This is a genomic window from Cellulomonas sp. S1-8 (genome assembly GCF_026184235.1).
GTDB lineage: Bacteria > Actinomycetota > Actinomycetes > Actinomycetales > Cellulomonadaceae > Cellulomonas.
Genome location: NZ_CP110806.1, coordinates 4,389,533 through 4,412,466, shown reverse-complemented (window position 1 = coordinate 4,412,466; position 22,934 = coordinate 4,389,533). Strand labels below are relative to the sequence as shown.

Below are 22,934 nucleotides of genomic sequence, written 5' to 3'. Positions count from 1 at the left end.
GTCGCGCGCACCCCCGCGCCGCCCGCAGGTCCGCCTGCGGCGCTCGCGGGCCCGCCCGCGGCGCCGGCCCTGACGGAGGAGACGACCCCCATGACCCCGACACGACACCCGTCGCGCCGACGCCGACCGGCCGCCCTGGCCGTGCTCGCTGCGCTCGGTCTCGCGGCACTCACGCCGGGCGCGGCGGTCGCCGGTACGCCGCGCACCGCCGTGCCCGCCGCCGCCGTGCCCGCCGCCGCGGCGTCCGACAAGGTCGCCGACGCGCTGGACGCGCAGCTCGCGGACGGCGGACCCACCACGTTCTGGGTCACCGTCGCCGGTGACGCCGACCTGTCCGCTGCCGACGAGCTCGACACCAAGGCGGCCAAGGGCGCGTACGTGCGGCGCACCCTGATCGCCGACACCGACCGCGCCCAGGACGACGTCCGGGAGTTCCTGCACGACCGTGACGCGGACTTCACACCGTTCTGGATCGCGAACGTCATCCACGTCACGGGCGACCGCGACCTGGTCGCCGACCTCGCGCGCCGCCCGGACGTCGTGCGCCTCGAGCCCGACGCCGCCCCCGAGGCACCCCCGGCGCCCGGGACACCCGCACCGACCGCGGCCGACGGCCCCGGCGTCACGTGGAACGTCCGGCGCATCGGTGCCGACCGGGTGTGGGACGAGCTCGGCGTGCGGGGCGAGGGTGTGGTGATCGCGAACATCGACACCGGTGTGGAGTTCGACCACCCCGCGCTGCTCGGCAGCTACCGCGGCCACCACAGCAGCGGCCACGTCACCCATGACTACAGCTGGTTCGACGCCAGCGGTGACTGCCCTGCGGGCGTGCCGTGCGACGAGAACGGGCACGGCACCCACGTCATGGGCATCCAGGTGGGCGCCACGGCCGACGGCGCGTACCAGACGGGCGTCGCGCCGGGCGCACGCTGGATCGCCGCGCGCGCCGACACCATGGAGGACAAGCTCGAGGCCGGGCAGTGGATGCTCGCGCCGACCGACCAGGAAGGCCGCAACCCGCGTCCCGACCTCGCCCCCGACGTCGTGAACAACTCCTGGCGGTACAACGAGCCCGAGTTCTACGCCGACATGCTGGCCGCCTGGGTCGCAGCCGGAATCTTCCCCACGTTCGGCGCCGGCAACGACGGGGCGTCGCGCGCCTGCGAGACCGTCGCGTGGCCGACGTCGCTGGCCGACGCCTACGCGGTCGGCAACACGGACTCCTCCGACGCGATCAACGCCAGCTCGAGCCGCGGGCCCACGTCGGACGGCCGCATCAAGCCCGACATCTCGGCGCCGGGCACGGACATCCTCTCGGCCTCCTGGACCGGCGGGTACGAGCTGATGACCGGCACGTCCATGGCCGCACCGGCGGTGGCCGGAGCCGTCGCGCTGCTGTGGTCCGCGGCCCCGGAGCTCGACGGTGACGTCGCCGCGACGCGCGCGGTCCTGGACGGCACCGCGCACCCGCTCACGCTGCTCGACTGCGGTGGCACGGCCGAGCTCAACAACGTCGCCGGTCACGGGCTGCTCGACGTGTACGCGGCGGTGCAGGCGGCACCGCGCGCCGGGCTCGGGGGCGTCCGGACGGTCGTCCGCGAGGCGGGGACGCGGCGTCCGCTCGCCGACGCCACCGTGGTGCTCACCGGCCCGCGCGACAAGGTGATCACGACGGGCGCCGACGGCGTCGCGCAGCTCGACCGCATGCTGCCGGGCGAGTACGCCTTCGAGGTCACGACCTTCGGGCACGAGACGGCCACCGGTCGTGTCACCGTGCCCGCGGGCCCCGCCCCCACGGTGACGCTCACCGTCGACCGGGTGCCGTCGGGCAAGGTCACGGGCGTGGTGCGGGGTGCGGACGGCGCGCCCGTCGCGGGTGCGACCGTCGCCGTCGTCGGCTCACCGGCGAGCGTCCGCACGGGTACCGACGGGCGCTACCGCCTGACGGTCCCGACAGGCACGGCCGCGCTCGACGTCACCACGCCCGACCGGTGCTCGCTGCCGGCCCGCCGGACCGTCGAGGTCGCCGCGCGCACCACCGTCGACCTCACCCTCGACCCGCGGACCGACCCGTTCGGGTACACGTGCACGCTCACGGGGGAGTACCGCGCGGGCGACCAGCTCGTGCCGGTCACGGGGCAGCAGGGCGCAGCCCAGGAGGTGCCCCTGCCGTTCCCGGTGACGGTCTACGGGCAGACCTTCGCCAGCGCGTGGATCACCACCGACGGCGTCATCGGGTTCGGCGCCGCGCCGCGCCCCGACTGGTCAGACCAGATGCACAACCTGTCGTGGCGCGAGACGCTGCCCCGGTTCGAGCCGGACACGGCGCTGTACCCGTTCCACACGCTGCTCGACGTCGACGCGCAGGCGGGCGTGTACACCGCGCAGACCGAGGACACGTTCGTCGTCGAGTGGCGCGACGTGGCCGTCCTGCAGCCGGGCGGTGCGCCGGGCGGACGCCTGTCGTTCAGCGCGACGCTGCACCGCGACGGCCGGTACACGTTCGCGTACCGCGACGTGGAGCCCGGCGCGTGGACGGCGGGACGCAACGCGGTGATCGGCGTCGGGGACGCCGTCAGCTACGAGGCGTGGGTCTACGCCAACCTCGAGGCGGTCGTGACGGACGGGCTGGCCCTCACGATCACGCCGCCGACCTCGTAGGTGCACGCGCGCCGGTGCCTGCTCTCGACGCGGGTCACCGGCGCGCGGTCACGGACCACCGGGCGCGGCAGGGCGCACCGCCGTCAGGTAGTGCGCGAACACCGGCCCCAGCCAGGCGGCGAGGGTCGCGTCGTCCATCTGCGCCAGCGACGGGACCCCGATGATGTGCCGGGCCACGGCGACGCCCACCAGGTGCGCACCGATGAGCGCGGCGCGCTCCTCGGGGCTGTCGACCGCGAGGGCCGCGAGGCGGGGCGCAACACGGTGGGCGAAGATCTCGGCGAGCGCGGCGGCCGCGCTGGGGTCGGAGGCCGCGGCGCGCAGCAGGGGCAGCAGGGGACCGTCGGGGCCCCACATCTGCACGAACAACGGGACGACGACGCCTGCGACCTCCTCCGGTGCCAGCCCGGTCAGGTCGGGCATCTCGAGGTCGACGCGTGACGCGGCCCGGAACAGCCCGTCCTTGCTGCCGAAGTAGTGCATGACGAGGGCCGGGTCGACACCCGCACCGCCCGCGACGGAACGGATCGTGGTGCGGTCGATGCCGAGCTGCCCGAACTGCCGCCGCGCGACGGCGAGGATCGCGGCCTTCGTCGCTGCAGGATCCGCCGTCCGGGCTGGCACCTGCTGATCGTACCGAGGGGGTCGTCGACGAGAGTGTGAAGGGTTGTTGCCGGACTGCGGCAACAACCCTTCACACTCTGCTCGCGCCGGTCAGGCCGGGGCGCCGACGATCGTCGTGCCCGTTCGCGTGATCACGTACGTCACCTGCTCGCCGCTCCAGAAGTGGAACGTGAGGGTGACGCGGCCGTCGGTGACCTCGTTGAAGAAGTCCGGCGTCAGCAGGATGGTCCCGGCGGCGACGTCGGGCCGGAAGTTGCTCCAGAACTCCTTGTACGACGTCCACGAGGCGGGGCCGGCGTTCGAGCCGTCGTCGTACCTCGCCTCCATCGTGGCCAGCGTGTCCCCGTGGAACTGCGTGGGGATGAGGAACGAGCCGGTGGTGCCGGTCGCGGCGCCCAGCGTCGGCGTCTGCGCGGTGATGATGTCGATGTCCCACGGAACGCCCTGCGAGAACCACGCCTGGACGGTCGCGTTGACGCCGTAGGCGCGGTCGCCGGCCAGCCGTGACAGGGTCGCGGCGGTCAGGGTCAGCCGGTCGCCGTCGACCGTGTAGTCGGTCCCGTTGGTCAGCACCGTCCCGCCGTGCCGGAGCCCCTGGAAGCGCGTGCCGTTGAGGTTCAGCGTGAGCGACCGGGAGGGGACGGCGCCGGTAGGCGGCAGGTACACCTGGTCCGACGACGCGGTGCCGGACCGGTCCGTCCAGCTCGACCGCATCATGGCGTGCACGCCTGCGTCCCGCCATCGCAGCGTGCTGCGCTCCAGGAACTGCCCGGCGTCCCAGACCATCGTCGTCAGGCCACGGATGCGCGCGTGGTACCCGACGGCCTCGAGGTACTTGAGGAACTCGCCGCGCTGGATGATGCCCGGCCGGGTGTGGTCCCAGGCGAGCAGGGCCCACTCCCCGATGATGACGGGGATGTCCCGCTCGACGAACGTGCTGGTCACGCGGTCGAACGAGGCGACGAGGTCCTGCTCGACGTCGGCGCTGTAGCGGGTGCCGCCTGCGATGTTCACGCTGAACGGCCACCATCCGTAGAAGTGCACGGTCGTGGCGAGGTTCGGGTCGTCGAGCTCGTCGATCGTGGCCGCCAGCGCGTCCAGCCGGGGCTGCTCGCTGCTGGTGTGCAGCGTCGGCAGGACGAGCAGACGCGTGGCGTTCCCCCCGCCGGTGGCGCGGACGCGCTCGACGAAGTCGGTGTTGAGCTCCTGGGTGTACACGTCACCCTGCGCGTCCGTGCTGTCCGCGAACTGGGGCTCGTTGATGCTCTCGAGCACGAGCCGGGACGAGTGGTCGCGGAACGTGGTGGCGAGCTGGTCCCACAGCGCCTGGTAACGCGCCAGGACGGCGGCCCGGTCGGCCGGGTACGAGTCGATCCACTCCCACGAGTCGTGGTGCAGGTTGAGCATCACGTAGAGGTCCTCGTCCAGGGACCAGTCGACGATCTGCTCGACGCGGGCCAGCCACGCCGGGTCGATCGTGTAGTCGGGCGCCGGGCCGTGGTGACCGTTCCACGTCACCGGGATGCGGATGCTGTTGTAGCCCTGCGACGCCACGTGGTGCAGCAGCGCCTGGGTGGTCAGCGGGTTGCCCCACGCGGTCTCGTCCGGGATCGCGTCGAGGGTGTTGCCCAGGTTCCACCCGGGCTGCATCGCGGCGACGGTCGCCATCGCGTCGAGCGGCGGCGACGTGGGGGTGGGGCTGGGGGTCGGTGACGGCGTGGGCGTGGGCGACGGGGTCGGTCGCGGCGACGTCGTGGGCGTCGGCGTCGGTGTCGCGGTGGCCGTCGGCGACGGGGTCGGGGTGGCCGTCGGCGTCGGCGTCTCGCCCACCTGCCCGGTGCACGCCACCCCGTTGAGGGTGAATGCCGTGGGCGCGGCGTTGGTGCCGGTCCAGGCGCCGTTGAAGCCGAAGGAGATCGTCGCGCCCGTCGGCACGGCCGCGTTGTAGCCCATGTTGGTGGCGACGACCTGGCTGCCCGTCGCGGTGGTCGTCGCGTTCCACGCCTGCGTCACCCGCTGGCCCGACGGGAACGTCCACGCCACCCGCCAGCCGCTGAGCGCGTCGCCGAGGTTGGTCACCTTCACGTCGGCGGTGAAGCCGCCCGGCCACTGCGCCGGCGCCGTGTAGGCGACGCGGCACCCGGCAGCGGCGTCGGCGCTCGCGGCCGTCAGACCGCTGCCCACCAGCAGCGCTGCCAGCGCACCGACGAGGATGGTGAAGCGCTTGCGGACCCGCCCTGGGTGTCCCGCTGTGAACATGAGGTCTCCTCGCCGATTCCGCTGCCCGATGACAACGGATGCTCCCGCGCTGAAAAGTAAGGGGGCCGGACCAGCAGAACCAGTGACGAAACATTTAGCACGTCGCGAGCACAGGGACCGAAAATTGCGCCCCACCCTCCGCAATAGAGCGGCCCGCGGGCGGCCCACAATGCATCGGGAGTGGTCACATTCCGACGTCGGGAACCCGGAAGTGGTCAGTTGTGCGACCACTTCTGGGATGGCGGTTGGGGCCGGTGGTCAGGGGGTGGCCTCGTGGCGGGCGCGGTGGGTGAGGACCTCGTCCATGTGGGCCTGGGCCCATCGCTTGAGCTCACGCACCGTCCCCAGCAGGGACAGCCCGAGCTCGGTGAGCTCGTACGTCACCGTCACGGGGACCGTCGCCGTCGCGGTCCGGGTGATCAGGCCGTCCTTCTCGAGCGTCCGCAGGGTCTGGGCCAGCATCTTCGGGCTCACCCCGGCGAGCACCCGGGCGAGCTCCGAGTACCGCATCGGCCGGGGGCCGCCGTCGCCGTCGTGCCCGTTGCCGAGCGCGGACAGGACGAGGGTCACCCACTTGTCGGAGATGCGGGCGAGCAGCTGCTGGCTCGGGCACACCGCGAGGAAGGCGTCGTACTCCACCTTCGCGTCCGCCCGGCGCTGTGCAGCGGTCTTCGTCATGGCCCGTCCCGTCTCGATCGGATACCTACGCACTTTCAGGTAACTACTTCCCAAGAGGAAGCAGGTGCACTCAGGGTAGTCACCGGTGCCGATCGGCACCACCGACGACGTCGACAGGCAGACACATGACCACCAGCACCCTCTCCCTCCCCGGCGGCACGTGGGCCCTCGGCGACCTGACGGTCACCCGGTTCGGGTACGGCGCGATGCAGCTCGCCGGTCCCTGGGTGATGGGCCCGCCCGCCGACCCCGAGGCCGCCCTCGCCGTGCTCCGCGCGGCCGTGGAGCTCGGCATCACGCACGTCGACACCAGCGCCGCCTACGGGCCCCACGTCACGAACGAGCTGATCCGCACCGCGCTGCACCCGTACCCCGAGGACCTGCTGATCGCCACCAAGGTCGGGGCCGACCGCGACGGGCAGGGCGGGTGGCCGACGGCCCGGAGCGCCCACGACCTGCGCCGGCAGGTGCACGAGAACCTCGACGGGCTCGGCGTCGACCGGCTCGACCTCGTCAACCTGCGCATGGGCGACGCCGAGGGCCCCCGCCCCGGCTCGCCGGCCGAGGCGTTCGCCACCCTCGTCGAGCTGCAGCAGCAGGGGCTGATCCGGCACTTCGGCCTCAGCAACGTCACGGCGGAGCAGGTCGCCGAGGCGCGGGCCGTCGGCACCGTCGTGTGCGTGCAGAACCTGTACAACCTCGCCCACCGCCACGACGACGACCTGGTCGACGCGCTCGCGGCCGACGGCATCGCCTACGTGCCGTTCTTCCCGCTCGGCGGCTTCACGCCGCTGCAGTCCGAGACGCTCGCGGGCGTCGCCGCCCGGCTCGGCGCCACGCGGATGTCCGTCGCGCTGGCGTGGCTGCTCCAGCGCTCGCCGAACGTCCTGCTCATCCCCGGCACGTCGTCGGCGGCGCACCTGCGCGAGAACGTCGCGGGCGCGGGCCTCGTCCTGTCCGACGAGGACGTGGCCGAGCTGGACGGCATCGGCCGCTGACGACGGGGGAGATGCGGGCCGTCAGCGCGTCCGGACGGCGTACGTCAGATGGGTCACGCGCTGCGTCGGCTCGGCGCGCACCGGCTCCAGGGACACGCGGCTCGCGTCCACGCCCTCGAACAGGTGGATCCCGGAGCCGAACAGCACGGGGGAGAGCGCGATCGAGAACTCGTCGACCAGGCCCGCGTTGACGTACTGCAGGATCGTCGCCGCCCCGCCCGCGATGCGCACGTCGCGGTCGCCGGCGGCCTCGCGGGCCTGGTCGAGCGCGGACGCGATGCCGTCGTCGACGAAGTGGAAGGTGGTCCCGCCCGGGCGCTCCCACGGGTCGCGCCTCGCGTGCGTCACGACGAAGACCGGGGTGTGGAACGGCGCCTCGTCCGGCCACGCCTCCTCGCCCGCGTCGAACATGCGCCGGCCCATCACGCTGGCGCCCGTGCGCTCGAACGTCTCCCGCAGGATGTCGTTGTCGCGCCCCTCCTCGCCGCCCTCGCCGAGCCCGAGGTTCTCCCGGAAGAACCGCTGCGGGAAGACCCACTGCTGCAGCTCGCGCCACTGCGGGCCCATCAGGTCCTCGAGGGACTCCGGCGCGATGTAGCCGTCCAGCGACATCGACACGCTGAAGAACACCTTGCCGGCCATCAGCCCGCCACCCCCGTCGGGCCCGTCGCGGTGACGTAGGCCGCCAGGTTGCCCAGCGTCTGCAGGCCACCCTCGACCGCGTGGTACTTCTCGACAGCCTCGTCGCGCGCCTCCCGGGTGGGGAAGACCGTGCGCATCTCGAGCAGGGTCGCGGCGCCGTCGATGGTGAACGTGAGCGTGGACGCGAAGGCGTTCGGGTCGTCGGCGGACTCGCCGTGCAGCAGCGCGATGCGCTCCGGCCGGGCGATCTCGGTCCAGCGGATCCACTCCGGGTAGTCCGTCCCGTCCGGTCCGTGCATGACGAAGTCCCACTCGCCCCCGACGCGGAACTCGAACGCCCGCGTGGTGGTGGTGAACCCGTCCGGCCCCCACCAGTGCGACAGGTGCCGGACCTCGGTGAACGCCTCGAACACCCGGTCCCGGGGGGCCCCGATGAGCCGGGAGACCACGATCTCGCGGTCGACCGTCGCCGTCGTCGCCGCGGGTGTGTCGCGTCGTGTCGCTGCCATGCGCCTCACTCCTCCTGCCGTTCCTGCTCGAGGTCCTGCACGTACGCGTCCAGCCGGTCGAAGCTCTCGTTCCAGAACTGCTCGAACCCGCCGGTCCACGCGTGGACCGGCCGCAGCCCGCGGGCGTCGAGCCCGTACAGACGCTGCTTGCCTGCCCTGCGGTCCTGCACCAGCCCGACCTCCCGGAGCACCCGCAGGTGCTTGGACGCCCCGGGTTGGGTCATGCCCAGCTCCCGGGCCAGCTCGGTCACGGGCCGCTCGCCCGCCCGCAGCAGGACCAGGATCTGGCGGCGCTGCGGTTCGGCGATCGCGTTGAAGACGTCCGACGTCGTCGCTGCTCGTGCCATGGAGCCATCGTATGCCGATATCGGAATGCGTCAAGGTTGTGCAACCGACCTCGCAAAGGGCGCAAACCCGGTAGCGTCTGGCGCGGCACGGGCGGTCCCTGGCGGACGCCGTGCCGCCCCCCATGGTGTGATCGACGAGGAGTGTGTCCTGGTGCGCAAGCTCATGCGCGTGTTCGGCCTGGTCGCGGTGCTGTCGATGCTGGGCCTGGGCGTCGGCGCGGTCTCCGCGACGGCCGCGGCGCCCGCCGCCGAGACCCGGGCCTTCGTCCAGGCGGGGTTCCAGGGGACGACGGACGAGGAGTACCGCGCCTGGGCGGAGGTCCTCGCGGCGTCCACCGACGGCCCGTCGACGCCCCTGGCCGCGGCGCGTGCGTTGGCCGGCACGATCGAGGAGCTGCGGGCCTTCGTCGACGGGGGCTTCTGGTCCGCGTGGTACACCGACGAGCGCATCCGGTTGGCGCGCCTGCTCGACGCGCCGCACGGTCCGGCGGTCGAGGCCGGCCTGCAGGAGGCGCTGAAGGGCAGCCCCCAGGCATGGTCCGACTTCCTGTCGACCGGCCTGGCCCAGGCGCAGGCCGCCGACGACCGCGCGGAGATCGAGCGCGTCCTCGCAGCCGCCACCGGTTCCGCCGTCAGGGGAGCCGCCCAGCAGGCCCTGGACAGCGACGACCCCGCGGTGTGGGCCGACTTCCTGGCCACCGTCCTGCCCCGGGCGCAGTTCCTGGACGACCGGCGAGCAGCCGCGAGGATGCTGACCGGCGCCTCGGACAACAGCGGTCCGGCGCTCGACGCGGCGGCGCAGGTGGCGCTGAACGGCACGCCCGCCGAGCTGCGCGAGTTCATCCTCCACGGGCAGTTCGTGGCACGCGCGATCGACGCGGAGGCGGCGGCCGCACCTGCGCCGGCCGCGCCGGTGCCCGCTGTGCCCGCCCCGGCTGCACCTGCCCCGGCCGCACCTGCTCCTGCTGCGCCCGCCCCGGCCGCACCCGCACCCGCACCCGCTGCACCCGCACCCGCCGCACCCGCGGCGCAGCCCGCGCCGGCCGCCCGGCGCACGGCCGTGCTCGCCGCCACGGGCTCGTCCGCCGACGCGCCCCTGGCCGCGCTCGCCGCGACCGCGGTCCTCGCCGGTGCGGGCCTCCTGGTCCTCGCCCGTCGGCGGCGTCAGGCCTGAGCACGATCGGCCGACCAGGCGACGCCGTCGCCCGTCGGGGCCGACCGCTCAGGCGGGCGGGACGTTCTGGTTGAGCCGGAAGATGTTGTCCGGGTCCCACGCCGACTTCACCTGCTGGAGGCGCGCGTACGTGGCCGCGCCGTACGCGCGGTGCACGGCCGCGCCCCCCTCGGCCCCGAGCGCGTTGACGTACACGCCGACGCTCCACGGCGCGATCGTCGCGGAGAGCCGCCGGCACGTGGCGACGTGACGCTCGTCATCGGCCGGGTCGTCCCACCGGGCGCTGACGTCGTACTCGAAGCGCGCCTCGCGGTGCGGGAACGCCGTCGCCCCCGCCTCGACGTCCGCGATGGCGCCGCCGTACCCCAGGAGGGTCGCCGACCCCACGTCGGCGTCGGCATGGGCGAGGAACGCCTCGAGCGCCGCGTCGGGCAGGTCCCCGACGTAGTGGCTCTTGATGTAGCGCCGGTGGCCGTGCGCCGCGCCGACGTCGGACCGGCGCTGCAGGTCGAGGTAGCTCAGCGGCGCGACCCGGCGGGCCAGGGGGGTACCGAGGCCGTCGAGCAGCGCGACCAGCGGTGCGGCGGCGGCGGGCGCACCGACCCAGACCAGCCCGAGCGTGAGCGGGCCGCCCGCGCGCACCTGAGCGAGGAGCGTCGCGGGCCGCGGGGCGTCGTACGCCGACGCCAGCCAGGTCCGGAGCGCGTCGAGCCCGGACGCGGGGTCGAGGTCCACCTCGGCGGTGAGCGCCTGCGTGCCCACGTCGTGCAGCCGGAGGTCGAAACGCGTGACGACGCCGAAGTTGCCGCCCCCGCCCCGCAGCCCCCAGAACAGGTCCGGGTGCTCCTCGGGCGTCGCGTGGACGACCGTGCCGCCGGCGGTGACGACCTCGAACCCGAGCGCGTTGTCGCAGGTCAGGCCCACCATCCGGGCCAGCCAGCCGACGCCACCACCGAGGGCCAGCCCGCCGATGCCGGTGTGCGACACGATCCCCGCGGTCGTCGCGAGCCCGTACGGCTGCGTGGCCGCGTCGAGCGACCCGAGCAGCGCACCGCCCTGCACCTGCGCGGTGCGGGCGACCGGGTCGACGACGACGCCCCGCATCCGGGACAGGTCGATCAGCAGACCGCCGTCGGGCACCGCCCACCCCGCCGCGCTGTGCCCGCCGCCCTTCACGCCCAGCGGCAGGCCGCGATCGCGCGCCACCCGGACCGCGGCGCGCACGTCGTCGGTGCCGGCGCACCGGACCACGTACGCCGGTCGGCGGTCCACGGCGCCGTTCCACACGGCACGCGCGACGTCGTACCCGGGCGAGCCGGGGAGCAGGACGTCGCCCTCGAACAGGGTGGGCAGAGGCCCGGCCGTCGGCATGCCACCACTCTGTCGACTGCCGGGCCGGTCTGCCAAGGGTCGTGGCCGGGGACTGTCGGCGTGTGGCCGGACCCGCCTGGCATCGACGGATGGAGCTCGGGGTGCTCGGCGACGCGGCGGTCGGCGACGTCCCGGGCGGCGGCCGCGGGGTCGACCGGGTTCATGAGGTCGGTGGGTGCGGAGGCGTGCGCGACGTCGTGGTCGGCTACGGCCCTGCCGACGCGGCCCGGTCGCCGCCGTCCTGCGCCACCAGCGGCAGCGACCGCACGCTGCGGAACTCCCGGTGCTGCCCGTCGACGGGGTCGGTGAACGCGACCTCCGCGGCGAGGAGCTGGAGCGGGTGGCGGAAGTCGTCGACGGCGACGTCGCGCACGACCGGGTACAGGGGGTCGCCGACGATCGCGATGCCCAGCCCGGCCAGGTGCAGGCGCAGCTGGTGCGTGCGGCCCGTGCGCGGGGTCAGCCGGTAGACGCCCCGGCCGTCGACCTCGCGCTCGAGCGCGACGTGCGTCTCGGCGTTGACGGGGGCGCCGGGCACCACCTCGGCGCACCAGGTGCCACGCTCCTTGTGGATGTGGTCGCGCACGACCGTCGGCAGCGCGAGGTCGGCGCGCAGCGGCGCGAGCGCCCGGTACGTCTTGTCCACCGCGCGGCGCTCGAAGGCCGTCTGGTAGGCGCCGCGCCAGCGCTGCTCGGTCGCGAGCATGAGCAGGCCGGACGTCACGCGGTCGAGGCGGTGCAGCGGCGAGAGCTCGGGCAGGTCCAGCGCGGCGCGCAGCCGGACCACGACGCTCTGCATGACGTGCGAGCCCCGCGGGATCGTCGACAGGAACGGCGGCTTGTCGACGACGACGAGGCGTTCGTCGCGGTGCACCACGTGGATCTCACCGGGCACCACCGGCTCGTCGCGCAGGTCCCGGTGGAACCACACGTGCCGGGCGGGCGCGTACGGGTCGTCGTCGCGCAGGGCGCGGCCGTCCTCGTCGACGAAGCGCCCCTGCCCGAGCATCCCCGGCACGTCGACGTGCTCGGGGAGGCGGTGACGCAGCCACGCGCCCATCGTCGGCCACGGGTCCGTGGCCGCGCGGACGCGGTCCGGGGTGCGCAGGCGGGCGGCCGCCAGGCCGTGGCGTGCCGGGAGGGGGGAGCGGGGTGGCACGCGTCGATGGTACGAGGCGGGGTCGGCGGTCCGGCTACCGTCGTCGGGTGCTCGTGACCTACCACCGGGGCGCCGTGGCCCAGCTCGATCCCCGGACGCTCTACGGGATCCTCCGCCTGCGCGTCGACGTCTTCGTCGTCGAGCAGGCCGCCGCCTACCCGGACCTCGACGGCCGCGACGTCGAGGAGGGTGCCGAGCAGCACTGGGCCGCCGACGGGTCGGACGTCCTCGCGACGCTCCGCGTCCTGCGCGACACCGACGGCGCGCTGCGGGTGGGCCGCGTGGCGACGGCCGCACGCGCTCGCTCGCACGGCGTCGCCTCGGAGCTCGTGCGCCGCGCCCTCGCGCGGTGCGCGGAGATCGACCCGCGGGCGCCCGTGGTGCTCGACGCCCAGGCGCACCTCGCCGACTGGTACGGCCGGTTCGGCTTCGTCGTGGACGGCGCCCCGTTCGCCGAGGACGGCATCCCCCACGTGCCGATGCGTCGGGCGCCGGACGCTCCCTGAGCCTGCGCACGACAGCGGCGCCGCACCCGGAGGTGCGGCGCCGCTGTCACGCCCGGCGCGGAGCCGGTGAGGCGGACCTGATCAGCTGCAGGTCAGCGAGCTCGCGCCCGGTGCGCTGCCGTTGCCGATGAACCCGAAGGTCGTCGACTGGCCGCTGCCGATGGAGCCGTTGTACGGCGCGTTCGACACGACGCTGCCGGAGATGACGCCGTTCCAGACGTTGTTGGTCGAGACGCCGCCCGGCAGGGTGACGCGCCATCCGTTGATCGCGGAGGAGCCGGCCCTCACCGTGACGGTGCCCTGGTAGCCGCCCGGCCACGCGTTCGCGATGGTCAGTGCGGCGGAGCAGGCGCCGCCCGGGTTCGACGTCTGCGTCGGCGTGGGCGTCGGGGTGGACGACTGCGTCGGCGTCGGCGTCGGGGTGGACGACTGCGTCGGCGTCGGCGTCGGCGTGGGGGTGGACGTCCGCGTGGGCGTCGGCGTCGGCGTCGGCTCCACCCCGTTGTTCAGCGTGTCGAGGACCGCGGTGTACGCGGCCTTCTTGTTGCCCGAGCCGTCGAACAGCAGCGGGGTGCCCGAGGCACGCCACGAGTCGGTGTCACGCACGCCCCACACCGTGATGCCGGTGCAGCGGGGGACGTTGAGGCACGCCTGGGTGACCTTGCGGAAGTTCTCCGCCTGCTGCTGGCCGGAGCCCTCGATGTCGAGCTCGGTGATCTGGACGTCCACGCCGAGGGCCGCGAAGCGCTCGATGGTCGTCTGGTAGTTGGCCGGCACCGGGCTCTGCGGGTTGAAGTGCGACTGCAGGCCGACACAGTCGATCGGGACCCCGCGGGACTTGAAGTCGCTGACCATGCGGTAGACGCCCTGCGTCTTGGCGTGCGTCCAGTCGTCGGTGTTGTAGTCGTTGTAGCAGAGGATGGCGCCCGGGTCGGCCGCACGAGCCGCGCGGAAGGCCGCCTCGATCCAGTCGCTGCCGGTGCGCTCGAGGTTCGAGTCGCGGCGGCCGCCGGAGCTGCCGTCCGCGAACGCCTCGTTCACGACGTCCCAGGCGTAGATCTTGCCCTTGTAGTGCGTCGCGACCTGCGTGACGTGGTTGAGCATCGCCTGGCGCAGGCTCGAGCCCTCCATGCGCTGCATCCAGCCGGGCTGCTGCGAGTACCACGCGAGCGCGTGCCCACGGACCTGCTTGCCGTTCTGCTGGGCCCAGGTGAGGATGCGGTCGCCGTTGCCGTAGCTGAACTGGTTCTGGTTCGGCTCGGTCGCGTCCATCTTCATCTCGTTCTCGGCCGTGATCATGTTGAACTCACGGTTCGCGATGGTCGAGTAGGTCGAGTCGCTCAGCCGGTTCGCGGCGATCGCCGTGCCGAAGTAGCGGTTGCGGTCCTCGGCGGCGTCCTGGAGCGTCGAGCCGGCCGCGGCGGCGGGGATCGCCGCAGCAGCGGAGACCACGAGCGCCAGGATGGCGACGGCGGATGCGCCGCGGGCGGCGCGCGCGCGCCCGGGTCGGAGCGTGGATGGGGGGGTCATCGTTCCTCCTTGATCAGCCGAGCGCCGGCTCAGCAGTGAGCCGGTCGGCGGAGGTCCACTCTCGGTCTCGGGGGTATGTCCGTCAACGCACGAAACGTTTGATGTTTCGACGGAGCGCCCGACACCTGGGGCCGTCGCGGAGGCCTGCCCGCCCGCCACCGACCCTCGTCGGGCCGGTCGCGCCTCGTGCCTCTACCGTGTGCAGGTGCTCCCGGTCGACGGCCCAGCCTCGGTCTTCCTCGCCGTCGGCGTAGCCACCCTGGCCGCGGCCGTGCTGCCGCGTCTGCTGCGCCGCGCGCCGATGTCCATGCCCGCCGTGTTCCTGGGGATGGGCGCGCTGGGCTTCTGGCTGCTTCCCCAGCTCCCGGACCCCAGCCCCACCGAGCACCCCGACATCGCGCTCCACCTGACCGAGGTCTGCGTGATCGTGTCCCTGATGGGCGCGGGCCTGGCGATCAACCGCCCGTTCGCGTGGCGGACGTGGGGCACGACCTGGCGGCTGCTCGCGATCACCATGCCGCTGTCGATGATCGCGGTCGGGGTGCTCGGGTGGGCGGCGCTCGGGCTCGGCGCCGCGAGCGCCCTCCTGCTGGCGGCGGCGCTCGCCCCGACCGACCCGGTGCTCGCGACCGAGGTCCAGGTGAGCGAGCCGGTCGACGAACCCGGGACGCAGGACGACGAGGCGCGCTTCGCCCTGACCTCCGAGGCCGGCCTCAACGACGGCCTCGCGTTCCCCTTCACCTACGCGGCGATCGCCGTCAGCCTCTCGGGGCTGGCGCCGGGGGCGTGGCTGGGTCACTGGTTCCTGCTCGACGTCGTGTGGCGACTGGGCGTGGGTGTCGCGATCGGGTTCCTCGTGGGGTGGCTGCTCGGTCGCCTGTTCTTCTCCTCCTTCGCCGACCGGCTGCGGATCACCGAGCACACCCAGGGCTTCGTCGCGCTCGCGGCGACGTTCCTCGCGTACGGCGTGGCCGAGCTGGCCGAGGGGTACGGGTTCGTCGCGGTGTTCGTGTGCGCGGTGGCCCTGCGGGGCACGGAGCGTGACCACGAGTACCACAAGGTGCTGCACGCGTTCGTCGAGCAGATCGAGCGGCTGCTCACGGTGGCCGTGATCGTGCTCCTGGGCGGGGCGCTGGTGCGCGGGGCGTTCAGCGGCTTCGGCTGGGCCGAGGTGGGTCTGGTCCTGGTGTTCCTGCTGGTGGTGCGTCCCGTCGCGGGGTGGATCGCGCTGCGGGGTGCGCGGACCGGGCCGGGGGAGCGCGCGGTGGTGGCGTTCTTCGGCGTGCGAGGGGTCGGGTCGCTGTTCTACGTCGCGTACGCCGTCCAGGAGGGCGAGTTCGCGGATGCCGACCGGCTGTGGGGGATCGTGGCGCTCGGGGTCGTCGGGTCGGTGCTGATCCACGGGGCCGCCGCGACGCCGGCGATGCGTGCGCTGGACCGTCGACGTGAGCGCCTGGCGCGCGCCACGGGCGGCGACCCGGCCGAGACGCCCGTCTGACCCGTGCGGTGCCGGGTGTCCCAGTTCTGTCTCGGACGCTGTTGAACATGTTCAGATGAACGTGTTCACTGGGGTGGTGACCCTCCGGTGCGCACCTCGACCCTCCCGACCTCGGCACCCGTCCCGCCGCCCGCGTCGCCCCCCGCGTCGCAGGGCGGAGCGCAGGGCGGAGCGACGTGGCTGAGCAGCTCGCGCCCGCGGCCCTCGTCGGCGTCCAGGCGGCCGTCGCCCTCGGGGCCGTCGTCGTGCTGCCCCTCGGGCTGCGCCTGCTCGACGCCGCGGGTGCGCTCCGGGTGCCCCGACCGCGCTCGCTCGCCTGGCCGCTCGCCGGCGGTGGGGCCACCCTGGCGCTCCTGCTCCCCCGAGGTCCCGGGGCCGTGACCCTCGCGGTGCCGTTCGCGGCGCTCACCGTCGTGCTGCTCGCCACGGCGGCGCAGGCGTGGACGGTCCCGCGCAGGCGCCGTCCGTCGACGTCCGACGTCGCCGTCACGGTCGCGCTCGCCGTCACGGCGGTGGGGGCGCTCGCCCTCGTCGCCGACCGCGCGGGTGCGGCCGTGCTCGGCTTCGACGGGGACATCCTGCTGCTCACCGTGCCGCACATGCTGTTCGCCGGGTTCGGGGCGTGCCTCGCCGCCGGCCTGGCCGTCCGCGCCGAGGCGGCCGGCGGGAGCGTCCTCGCCCGCGCCGGGGCCGGGGGCGTGACCCTGGGTGTCGTCGCCGTCCTCGTCGGCTACCTCGTCTCCGACGAGGCGGAGCTGGTCGGGACCGTCGTGCTCACGGCAGGGATCTGGTGCGCGGCGGCCGCGGCGTGGCAGGCCGCCCGCGCGGACGCCGCGCGTGGTGGGCCCGCCGCGGCGGCCGCGTGGGCCGCCGTCGCCGGGTTGGGGAGCGTGGTCGCGATGACGCTGGCACTGTGGTGGGCGGTCGGCGAGGTCACCGGGATCGCCCACCCGGACCTGTCGTGGATGGTCGCCACCCACGGCGCGGTCAACGCGCTCGCGGTCGTCCTCGGGTCGCTCGTCGCGCTCCGGCTGCGTGCGGGTGCCGCACCCGACGTCACCGCTGCCGACCTGACCGCTGCCGACGTGACCGGACCCAACGTGACCGGACCCGACGTGACCGGACCCGACCCGGCGCTCGCCGGGCCGACCCGAGGGGGAGGTGGAGGACCGTGGCGCCGGAGGACCTGACGTACGTGCCCGTCGGCGCGACACGGGAGCGCGCCGGTGCGGCGTGGACCCGAGCGGGGGTGCCGCCCGGCTTCCGGGTGCTGCGCGCCCGCCACCGCGTGGTGGCGGGCGGCGACGAGGCGGACCGCGCCGCCCTGGCGGACGACCTCCGTGCGTGGCGGGTGCACCGCGCCGCCGGCGTGCGCGTGCGGGCCGACGGCCCCGCGTCCCCCGGGCGGCGCGTCGTGACGCTGCTCGGGGTGGGACCGGTCGCGCTGCACGCGCCCTGCCGGGTGCTGTGGGTGGACGAGGAGGGGTTCGGCTACGGCACGCTCCCGCGCCACCCCTTCATGGGTGAGGAGGCGTTCCGCGTGGTCCGCCGTGACGGCGACGTCTGGCTCGAGGTCGAGGCGTACAGCCGGCCGGCGTCGGCCTGGGTGGGCGTCCTCGGGCCCGCCGTGCCGCTCGGGCAGGGCGTCTACGTCCGCCTGCTCGCACGCGCCGCGCGTCGGCTCCACGGCCGCCGCCCCGGCACGCAGCCCTGACGACGCCGGAGGGCAGGCCCTCTGCCCACGTCGTGAGACACCGCCTCATCGAGACCGGCCTGGGTCGTCGTCCCGGCCTCAAATCCCGACCCAGGCCGGTCTCGACCACGACCCGTCCCACCTGTCGGACACCTGTCGGACACCGCGGGCGTCAGGCTGCTACCCGGTCCTCACGCACCGCCGCCGGCTCTGACCGCCCACGAGGGGATGCGCTCCGGGCGCGGCCCCACCCCGATGAGCAGGGCGGGCAGCACCGACAGGGCGGGGAACCGCCGGAACAGCCGGGCGGCCCCGTCCGGCATCCCCTGGTCGTCGCCGTTCAGCGCCGGGACGATCGCACGGGCGTGCATGACGCGCTGCAGGTTCTGGAGCACCGCGGTCGGGAGGCGGCGGCGGGCCTGCACGCGCGCCACGAGGCGCGTCGGGAAGCGGCCACGGAACCGACCGTCACGCAGCGGCACCGCGAGCAGCCGTGCGGCCGCGATCGCGTCCTGGATGGCGAGGTTGATGCCGACGCCGCCGACGGGCGACATCGCGTGGGCCGCGTCACCGAGGCACAGCACACCCGGGGCGGACCAGCGCCGCAGCCGCTCGAGCCGCACGTCGAGGTGCTTGACGTCGTCCATCGACGCCAGCCGGTCGAGGTCGTCGGCCACCGTCGGCATGATCGTCGCCACCTCCGCGCGGAGCGCCTCGATCCCGCGGGCGCGCAACGCGTCGTCCTCGCCCTTGCGACCCAGGAGGGCCATCTGGAGGTAGCCCTCGCGCGGGATGGTGATCAGGGCCCGTCCGTGGCCGATCCGCGGCACGAGCGACGCCCCGACGGGCCGGCTCGTCGGGACCTTGAACCACCACACGTCGAACGGGACGGGGAACCGCCTGCTGCGCAGCCCGGTCGCGCGCCGGACCACCGACCAGCGCCCGTCGCACGCGACGACGAGGTCGGCGTGCAGCTCACCCGCGCCGTCGGGTGTGGCGTACGCGACGCCCGTCACGCGGGCCCCCGTGCGGACCACGCCCGTCACCTCGTGCTCCCGGAGCAGCGTGAACGTGCCCTCGGCCTGCGCGGCGTCGGCGAGCAAATCGAGGAAGTCCCACTGCGGGACCATCGCGATGTACGGGTGCCGCACGCGCAGGCGGGTGAGGTCGCTGACGACCACCGGTCGGCCTGCGGCGTCCGGCGTCGCGACCTGCTCGACCCGTGAGTGCGGCAGCGCGAGGAACCGGTCCAGGAGGCCGAGGTCCTCCAGGGCCGCGAGGGTCGTCGGGTGGACGGTGTCGCCACGGAAGTCGCGCAGGAAGTCGGCGTGCCTCTCCAGCACGGTGACGTGGACCCCCGCGCGCGCCAGGAGGAGGCCCAGCATCAGCCCGGCGGGGCCGCCGCCGACGATCGCGCACGTGGTCCGCCCGCCGGGACCGCTCGGGTGCTCGTCCGTCGTCATGGTCGCACCCCTGCTGTCGGGCTCCTCGTCGTCGCGACGTGTGCGCCGCGGCGGCGTCGGTCAGGGTCGAGCGTCGCACGGGTGACGTGGCCGCGTCGCGCGCCTGACGTCGCCCTCTGGGCCTGCGGGCCCGACGCAAAGCGGTCGCCGTCGCCGCACGCCCCCCACTAGCGTGCGCCCGGTGGAGAGCCCCGCGGAGAGCCCCGTGATCGAGCTGCGCGACGTCGGCAAGACCTTCTCGCGCCCGCAGCCGCAGCACGGCCGGTTCGCGGGCCTGCGGACCCTGCTGACGCGGAAGACGGAGACCACCGTCGCCGTCGACGGCATCTCGCTCGACGTCGCACGCGGGGAGGTCGTCGGCTACCTCGGCCCGAACGGCGCGGGCAAGTCGACGACGATCAAGATGATGACGGGCATCCTCGTGCCGACCTCCGGCGAGGTCCGCGTCAACGGCGTCGTGCCGTGGCGCGAGCGCGAGCGCAACGCCCGTCAGATCGGCGTGGTGTTCGGTCAGCGCACCCAGCTGTGGTGGGACCTCCCGCTGCGCGACTCGCTCGACCTCGTCGCGACGATGTACCGGATGGCACCCGCGGACTACCGTCGCGAGCTCGCCCGCTTCACCGACCTGCTCCAGCTGGGCGACTTCCTCGGCCGTCCCGTCCGGCAGCTCAGCCTGGGGCAGCGCATGCGCGGCGACCTGGCCGCCGCGATGATCTACCGTCCCGCCGTGCTGTACCTCGACGAGCCGACGATCGGCCTCGACGTCGTGGCCAAGGAGGTCATGCGGGAGTTCATCGCGGACGTCAACCGGGAGCACGGCACGACCGTGGTGCTCACGACGCACGACCTGGCCGACGTCGAGCGCCTCTGCCCGCGCGTGGTGCTCATCGACCACGGGCGCGTCCTGTACGACGGTGACGTCGAGGCGCTGAAGTCCCGGTACGCGCCGCACCGCGGGCTCGTCGTGCGCCTCGCGGAGGGCGAGCCCCCGCTGGTCGACGCCGACCTCGCCGGCCTGGGTGCCGAGCTCGCGCCCGACGCGCTCGGGGTCCGCGACGAGCCCGGCGCGCAGCTCGTCCGCTTCCCGACGGGCCGGGTCGCGGCGTCCGACCTCATCGCCGGCCTCGCCCAGCGCCGCCGCCTGGCCGACGTGTCCCTGCGGGAGCCCGACCTCGAGGGCGTCGTCCGCGAGCTGTACCGGGGCCACGGGGAGCAGGTCGCGGCCACCCCCCTCGCCGCGGGGGACGCGTGACCCGCCCCGCCGTCGCCGACCAGCTGCCGGCGCTGGCGCACGTCGTGCGCCTGCGGTTCGCGACGGCCTACGCCTACCGGGCCTCGATGCTCTGGCTGCTCGGGATCACCGTCACGCAGGTGTTCGTGCTCCGTCAGGTGTGGGAGGCGCTGTTCCGGTCGCGCGCCGACGTCCTGCCGCTGTCGCTCGACGAGGTCCTCGTGTCCATCACGCTCGCGAACCTCATCGTCTGGTGCTTCCCGACCCAGACCGTGTCCGGCTGGGTGCGCGAGCGGGTCCGCGAGGGGTCGGTCGTGTTCGACCTGGTGCGGCCCGTCGGGTACGTGCCGCAGCTGGGCGCCCACCTGGTCGGGGCGTGCGCGTCGGCGTCGGCGATGGTGGTGCTCGCCCTGCCGCTCGTCGCCCTCGTCGGCCGGCTGACCCCGCCGGCGGGGTGGGACGCCGGTCTGCTCTTCGTCGTCTCGCTGCTGCTCGGGCTCACCGTGGCCGGGCTGCTCGCGGCCCTGCTCGCGCTCGTCGCGTTCTGGACGACCGAGGTCAACGGGATGGCGATGCTGTACTCGCTGGTCGCGTCGTTCTTCTCGGGCGTCTTCGTACCCGTGGAGGCCTTCCCCGACGCGCTGCGGACGCTCGCCCTGCTGACGCCGTTCCCGGCGACGGCGGCCGTCCCGATCTCCCTGTACCTCGGCCGCGTCGAGGGGACCGACGCCCTGGCCGCGCTCGGGCTGCAGCTGCTGTGGATCGTCGTCCTCGGTGCGACGGCGTCGTTCGTGTGGCGGCGGGCGCGGCGGCGCGTCGTCGTGCAGGGCGGGTGAGGAGCCGATGACGGGGACGGGCGTGGTCGAGACGGCCCGGGTGTGCCGCGCCCTGCTCGGGGCCGCGGGGCGCAGCGCCGCGCAGTACCGCGGCAACCTGGTGCTCATGGTCGTCATGGGGGTGGCGTACCAGGGCAGCGGGTTCGCGTTCATCGCCGTGGTCCTGAGCCAGTACCCGGAGATCGGCGGCTGGACCTTCCGCGAGGTCGCCCTCCTCTACGGCCTGCGCCTGATGGCGCACGCCCTCTACAACATCCCGCTCCAGGTGCTCTGGTACCAGGAGGACATGATCCGCGACGGGTCGTTCGACCGCTTCCTGCTGCGGCCCCTGCACCCGTTCCTCCAGCTGCTGACGAGCCGCGTCACGGTGAACTCCTTCGGTGACGCCCTCATCGCGCTGGCCGTCTTCGCGTACGCCTCGAGCATCGCGGAGGTCACGTGGACGCCGCTGACCGTCCTCTACGTGACGCTCGCGATCATCGGCGGCGCGCTCATCGAGGGCGCCGTGCAGGTGACGATCACCGCCGCGAGCTTCCGCACCGTGGAGGTGTGGCCGGCCCGGTTCTTCGCCGACAACGTCATCCTCAGCTTCGCCTCCTACCCCCTGTCCGTCTTCTCCGGGGCGCTGCAGTGGGTGCTCACCTGGGTGCTGCCGATCGCCTTCATCGCGTACGTCCCGGCCGACGCGGTCCTCGACCGGGACGGCGGGCTGTCGGTGACGTCGGCGGCGGCGTGGCTCGTGCCGCTCGTCGGGCTGGTCTGCTTCGCGGCCGCGTACCGGGTGTGGCGCCACCAGCTCGACCGCTACGCCAGCACGGGCACGTAACCGCACGCCCCCGTGGCGAAAGTGTGAAGCGTTGTTGCCGGGATCCGGCAACAACGCTTCACACTTCCTGCTTCACGCCTCCTGCTGGCTCCGCGCCGTCGTCCACGGGCGGTCCGTCCGCGCGTGGTCCAGCGCCCAGTCCAGGGCGAGGTCCGCGACCTGCTCCCAGCCCGGGGCGGCGCACGTCCAGTGGTCGCGCCCCTCGAGCTCGCGGAACTCCGTCACGGCAGGCGAGCGGTGGTAGTGGCGCGCGTTCGACCTGTTGACCGACGGCGGCATGATGTGGTCCACCTCGCCGGCGAGGAACAGCAGGGGAGCCCGGTCCGCGTCGTAGTCCACCCAGGTCTCCTGGTGGCCCGGCTTGAAGTTGGCGATGAGGCCGTACTCGAAGACCCAGTGCCCCGGCGCCGCGATGGCGTACCGCTCCCACACGCGCAGCGACTCCTCCGCGGTCAGGGTGTTGGTGAACGCGTAGTGGAACTCCTCCGGGGTGAAGCCCACGGCGCGCTTGCGGTTGGCGGGGCTCTTCAGCGCCGGGAACAGCGCGCGGGCCTGGGACACCGGGTTGACCCGCACCCCCTCGGTGGGCGCCGAGTTGACGACCACCCCGGCGGAGCCGAGACCCCGGGCGAGCAGCAGCTGGGTCAGCGTGCCCCCGAAGGAGTGCCCGATGATGATCGGCGGCGTGTCGACGGACTCGACCACGGCGGCGAGGTGGTCGACCGTCCCGGGGACGGTGAGCCGCGCGATGACGTCCGGGTCCTCCCGGAGCGCCTCCACCTCGATCTCGAACCCCGGGTAGGCGGGCGCGAGCACCCGGAACCCCTTGGCCTCGTAGTGGGAGATCCAGCCCTCCCAGCTGCGGGGCGTCATCCACAGGCCGTGGACGAGGACGACGGTGTCGGGGGCGGTCTGCGTCATGGCGGTTC

21 protein-coding genes are annotated in these 22,934 nt (G+C 74.0%); 10 read left to right on the top strand and 11 right to left on the bottom strand.

Going from position 1 to position 22,934, the window contains the following annotated elements:
• Positions 1 to 90: 90 nt before the first annotated feature.
• The gene (locus tag OKX07_RS19905) at positions 91 to 2,661 is read left to right on the top strand and encodes a S8 family serine peptidase (protein WP_265629737.1); all 2,571 of its coding nucleotides are present in this window, start codon (positions 91 to 93) and stop codon (positions 2,659 to 2,661) included.
• Positions 2,662 to 2,709: 48 nt separating this feature from the next.
• Here the strand turns inward: OKX07_RS19905 and OKX07_RS19900 are convergent, their stop codons facing one another.
• The 3 genes from OKX07_RS19900 to OKX07_RS19890 form a co-directional block, all read right to left on the bottom strand.
• Entirely contained in the window at positions 2,710 to 3,285 is a 576-nt protein-coding gene (locus OKX07_RS19900; RefSeq protein WP_265629736.1) for a TetR/AcrR family transcriptional regulator, read from the bottom strand.
• 90 nt (positions 3,286 to 3,375) lie between these two features.
• The gene (locus tag OKX07_RS19895; RefSeq protein ID WP_265629735.1) at positions 3,376 to 5,544 is read right to left on the bottom strand and encodes a cellulase family glycosylhydrolase; all 2,169 of its coding nucleotides are present in this window, start codon (positions 5,542 to 5,544) and stop codon (positions 3,376 to 3,378) included.
• 258 nt (positions 5,545 to 5,802) lie between these two features.
• Positions 5,803 to 6,222 (bottom strand): winged helix-turn-helix transcriptional regulator, encoded by a 420-nt coding sequence (locus OKX07_RS19890; RefSeq protein ID WP_265629734.1) that lies wholly within the window; start codon positions 6,220 to 6,222, stop codon positions 5,803 to 5,805.
• 125 nt (positions 6,223 to 6,347) lie between these two features.
• Between OKX07_RS19890 and OKX07_RS19885 the strand changes: the two genes are divergently transcribed.
• Complete coding sequence (locus OKX07_RS19885) at positions 6,348 to 7,220, top strand: oxidoreductase (protein WP_265629733.1); 873 nt, start codon at positions 6,348 to 6,350, stop codon at positions 7,218 to 7,220.
• A gap of 21 nt (positions 7,221 to 7,241) precedes the next feature.
• On the opposite strand, the gene OKX07_RS19880 is transcribed toward OKX07_RS19885, so the two are convergent.
• The 3 genes from OKX07_RS19880 to OKX07_RS19870 are packed head-to-tail and all read right to left on the bottom strand — an operon-like array spanning position 7,242 to position 8,718.
• Complete coding sequence (locus OKX07_RS19880; RefSeq protein WP_265629732.1) at positions 7,242 to 7,862, bottom strand: dihydrofolate reductase family protein; 621 nt, start codon at positions 7,860 to 7,862, stop codon at positions 7,242 to 7,244.
• The gene (locus OKX07_RS19875) at positions 7,862 to 8,371 is read right to left on the bottom strand and encodes an SRPBCC family protein (RefSeq protein ID WP_265629731.1); all 510 of its coding nucleotides are present in this window, start codon (positions 8,369 to 8,371) and stop codon (positions 7,862 to 7,864) included. Before OKX07_RS19875 ends, OKX07_RS19880 begins: the two co-directional genes overlap by 1 nt.
• A 5-nt stretch (positions 8,372 to 8,376) precedes the next feature.
• Entirely contained in the window at positions 8,377 to 8,718 is a 342-nt protein-coding gene (locus tag OKX07_RS19870; protein WP_265629730.1) for an ArsR/SmtB family transcription factor, read from the bottom strand.
• A gap of 151 nt (positions 8,719 to 8,869) precedes the next feature.
• Here OKX07_RS19870 and OKX07_RS19865 point away from each other — a divergent pair, with 151 nt between their 5' ends.
• Positions 8,870 to 9,892 (top strand): ALF repeat-containing protein, encoded by a 1,023-nt coding sequence (locus OKX07_RS19865; protein ID WP_265629729.1) that lies wholly within the window; start codon positions 8,870 to 8,872, stop codon positions 9,890 to 9,892.
• 48 nt (positions 9,893 to 9,940) lie between these two features.
• On the opposite strand, the gene OKX07_RS19860 is transcribed toward OKX07_RS19865, so the two are convergent.
• Positions 9,941 to 11,263: an FAD-binding oxidoreductase gene (locus OKX07_RS19860; RefSeq protein WP_265629728.1), complete on the bottom strand. Its 1,323-nt coding sequence runs from the start codon at positions 11,261 to 11,263 to the stop codon at positions 9,941 to 9,943.
• A gap of 205 nt (positions 11,264 to 11,468) precedes the next feature.
• A complete protein-coding gene (locus OKX07_RS19855; protein ID WP_265629727.1) occupies positions 11,469 to 12,422 on the bottom strand; it encodes a pseudouridine synthase in 954 nt (317 codons plus the stop codon).
• Between the two features lie 47 nt (positions 12,423 to 12,469).
• Between OKX07_RS19855 and OKX07_RS19850 the strand changes: the two genes are divergently transcribed.
• The gene (locus tag OKX07_RS19850; RefSeq protein ID WP_265629726.1) at positions 12,470 to 12,928 is read left to right on the top strand and encodes a GNAT family N-acetyltransferase; all 459 of its coding nucleotides are present in this window, start codon (positions 12,470 to 12,472) and stop codon (positions 12,926 to 12,928) included.
• A gap of 81 nt (positions 12,929 to 13,009) precedes the next feature.
• Here OKX07_RS19850 and OKX07_RS19845 read toward each other — a convergent pair whose 3' ends face one another.
• Complete coding sequence (locus OKX07_RS19845) at positions 13,010 to 14,458, bottom strand: endo-1,4-beta-xylanase (RefSeq protein ID WP_265629725.1); 1,449 nt, start codon at positions 14,456 to 14,458, stop codon at positions 13,010 to 13,012.
• A 205-nt stretch (positions 14,459 to 14,663) separates the two neighbouring features.
• Between OKX07_RS19845 and OKX07_RS19840 the strand changes: the two genes are divergently transcribed.
• From OKX07_RS19840 to OKX07_RS19830, 3 genes are all read left to right on the top strand, one after another.
• Complete coding sequence (locus OKX07_RS19840) at positions 14,664 to 15,956, top strand: cation:proton antiporter (RefSeq protein WP_265629724.1); 1,293 nt, start codon at positions 14,664 to 14,666, stop codon at positions 15,954 to 15,956.
• Positions 15,957 to 16,132: 176 nt separating this feature from the next.
• Entirely contained in the window at positions 16,133 to 17,146 is a 1,014-nt protein-coding gene (locus OKX07_RS19835; protein WP_265629723.1) for a YndJ family protein, read from the top strand.
• Positions 17,128 to 17,670, top strand: coding sequence for a DUF1990 family protein (locus OKX07_RS19830; RefSeq protein WP_265629722.1), 543 nt, complete (start codon positions 17,128 to 17,130; stop codon positions 17,668 to 17,670). Before OKX07_RS19835 ends, OKX07_RS19830 begins: the two co-directional genes overlap by 19 nt.
• Positions 17,671 to 17,840: 170 nt before the next feature.
• Here the strand turns inward: OKX07_RS19830 and OKX07_RS19825 are convergent, their stop codons facing one another.
• On the bottom strand, positions 17,841 to 19,112 hold the full coding sequence (locus OKX07_RS19825; RefSeq protein ID WP_265629721.1) for an FAD-dependent oxidoreductase: 1,272 nt from the start codon (positions 19,110 to 19,112) through the stop codon (positions 17,841 to 17,843).
• Between the two features lie 181 nt (positions 19,113 to 19,293).
• On the opposite strand from OKX07_RS19825, the gene OKX07_RS19820 reads away from it, so the two are divergent.
• From OKX07_RS19820 to OKX07_RS19810, 3 genes are read left to right on the top strand one after another with little or no spacing between them, the layout of a single operon-like run.
• Entirely contained in the window at positions 19,294 to 20,364 is a 1,071-nt protein-coding gene (locus tag OKX07_RS19820) for an ABC transporter ATP-binding protein (RefSeq protein ID WP_265629720.1), read from the top strand.
• Positions 20,361 to 21,179 carry an ABC transporter permease gene (locus OKX07_RS19815; RefSeq protein ID WP_265629719.1) on the top strand — a complete coding sequence of 273 codons (819 nt, stop codon included), beginning with the start codon at positions 20,361 to 20,363 and terminating at the stop codon, positions 21,177 to 21,179. The genes OKX07_RS19820 and OKX07_RS19815 overlap by 4 nt, the downstream gene beginning before the upstream one ends.
• 7 nt (positions 21,180 to 21,186) lie before the next feature.
• A complete protein-coding gene (locus tag OKX07_RS19810; RefSeq protein ID WP_265629718.1) occupies positions 21,187 to 22,005 on the top strand; it encodes an ABC transporter permease in 819 nt (272 codons plus the stop codon).
• Positions 22,006 to 22,077: 72 nt separating this feature from the next.
• Here OKX07_RS19810 and OKX07_RS19805 read toward each other — a convergent pair whose 3' ends face one another.
• Positions 22,078 to 22,926 carry an alpha/beta hydrolase gene (locus tag OKX07_RS19805; protein ID WP_265629717.1) on the bottom strand — a complete coding sequence of 283 codons (849 nt, stop codon included), beginning with the start codon at positions 22,924 to 22,926 and terminating at the stop codon, positions 22,078 to 22,080.
• Between the last annotated feature and the right edge of the window lie 8 nt (positions 22,927 to 22,934).

Bases quoted from the DNA above. Each gene is read 5' to 3' on its own strand.
- OKX07_RS19810 (WP_265629718.1), top strand. From the start codon at position 21,187: ATGACGGGGACGGGCGTGGTCGAGACGGCCCGGGTGTGCCGCGCCCTG.
- OKX07_RS19860 (WP_265629728.1), bottom strand. From the start codon at position 11,263: ATGCCGACGGCCGGGCCTCTGCCCACCCTGTTCGAGGGCGACGTCCTG.
- OKX07_RS19885 (WP_265629733.1), top strand. From the start codon at position 6,348: ATGACCACCAGCACCCTCTCCCTCCCCGGCGGCACGTGGGCCCTCGGC.
- OKX07_RS19880 (WP_265629732.1), bottom strand. From the start codon at position 7,862: ATGGCCGGCAAGGTGTTCTTCAGCGTGTCGATGTCGCTGGACGGCTAC.
- OKX07_RS19805 (WP_265629717.1), bottom strand. From the start codon at position 22,926: ATGACGCAGACCGCCCCCGACACCGTCGTCCTCGTCCACGGCCTGTGG.
- OKX07_RS19825 (WP_265629721.1), bottom strand. From the start codon at position 19,112: ATGACGACGGACGAGCACCCGAGCGGTCCCGGCGGGCGGACCACGTGC.
- OKX07_RS19845 (WP_265629725.1), bottom strand. From the start codon at position 14,458: ATGACCCCCCCATCCACGCTCCGACCCGGGCGCGCGCGCGCCGCCCGC.
- OKX07_RS19905 (WP_265629737.1), top strand. From the start codon at position 91: ATGACCCCGACACGACACCCGTCGCGCCGACGCCGACCGGCCGCCCTG.
- OKX07_RS19875 (WP_265629731.1), bottom strand. From the start codon at position 8,371: ATGGCAGCGACACGACGCGACACACCCGCGGCGACGACGGCGACGGTC.
- OKX07_RS19870 (WP_265629730.1), bottom strand. From the start codon at position 8,718: ATGGCACGAGCAGCGACGACGTCGGACGTCTTCAACGCGATCGCCGAA.
- OKX07_RS19890 (WP_265629734.1), bottom strand. From the start codon at position 6,222: ATGACGAAGACCGCTGCACAGCGCCGGGCGGACGCGAAGGTGGAGTAC.
- OKX07_RS19895 (WP_265629735.1), bottom strand. From the start codon at position 5,544: ATGTTCACAGCGGGACACCCAGGGCGGGTCCGCAAGCGCTTCACCATC.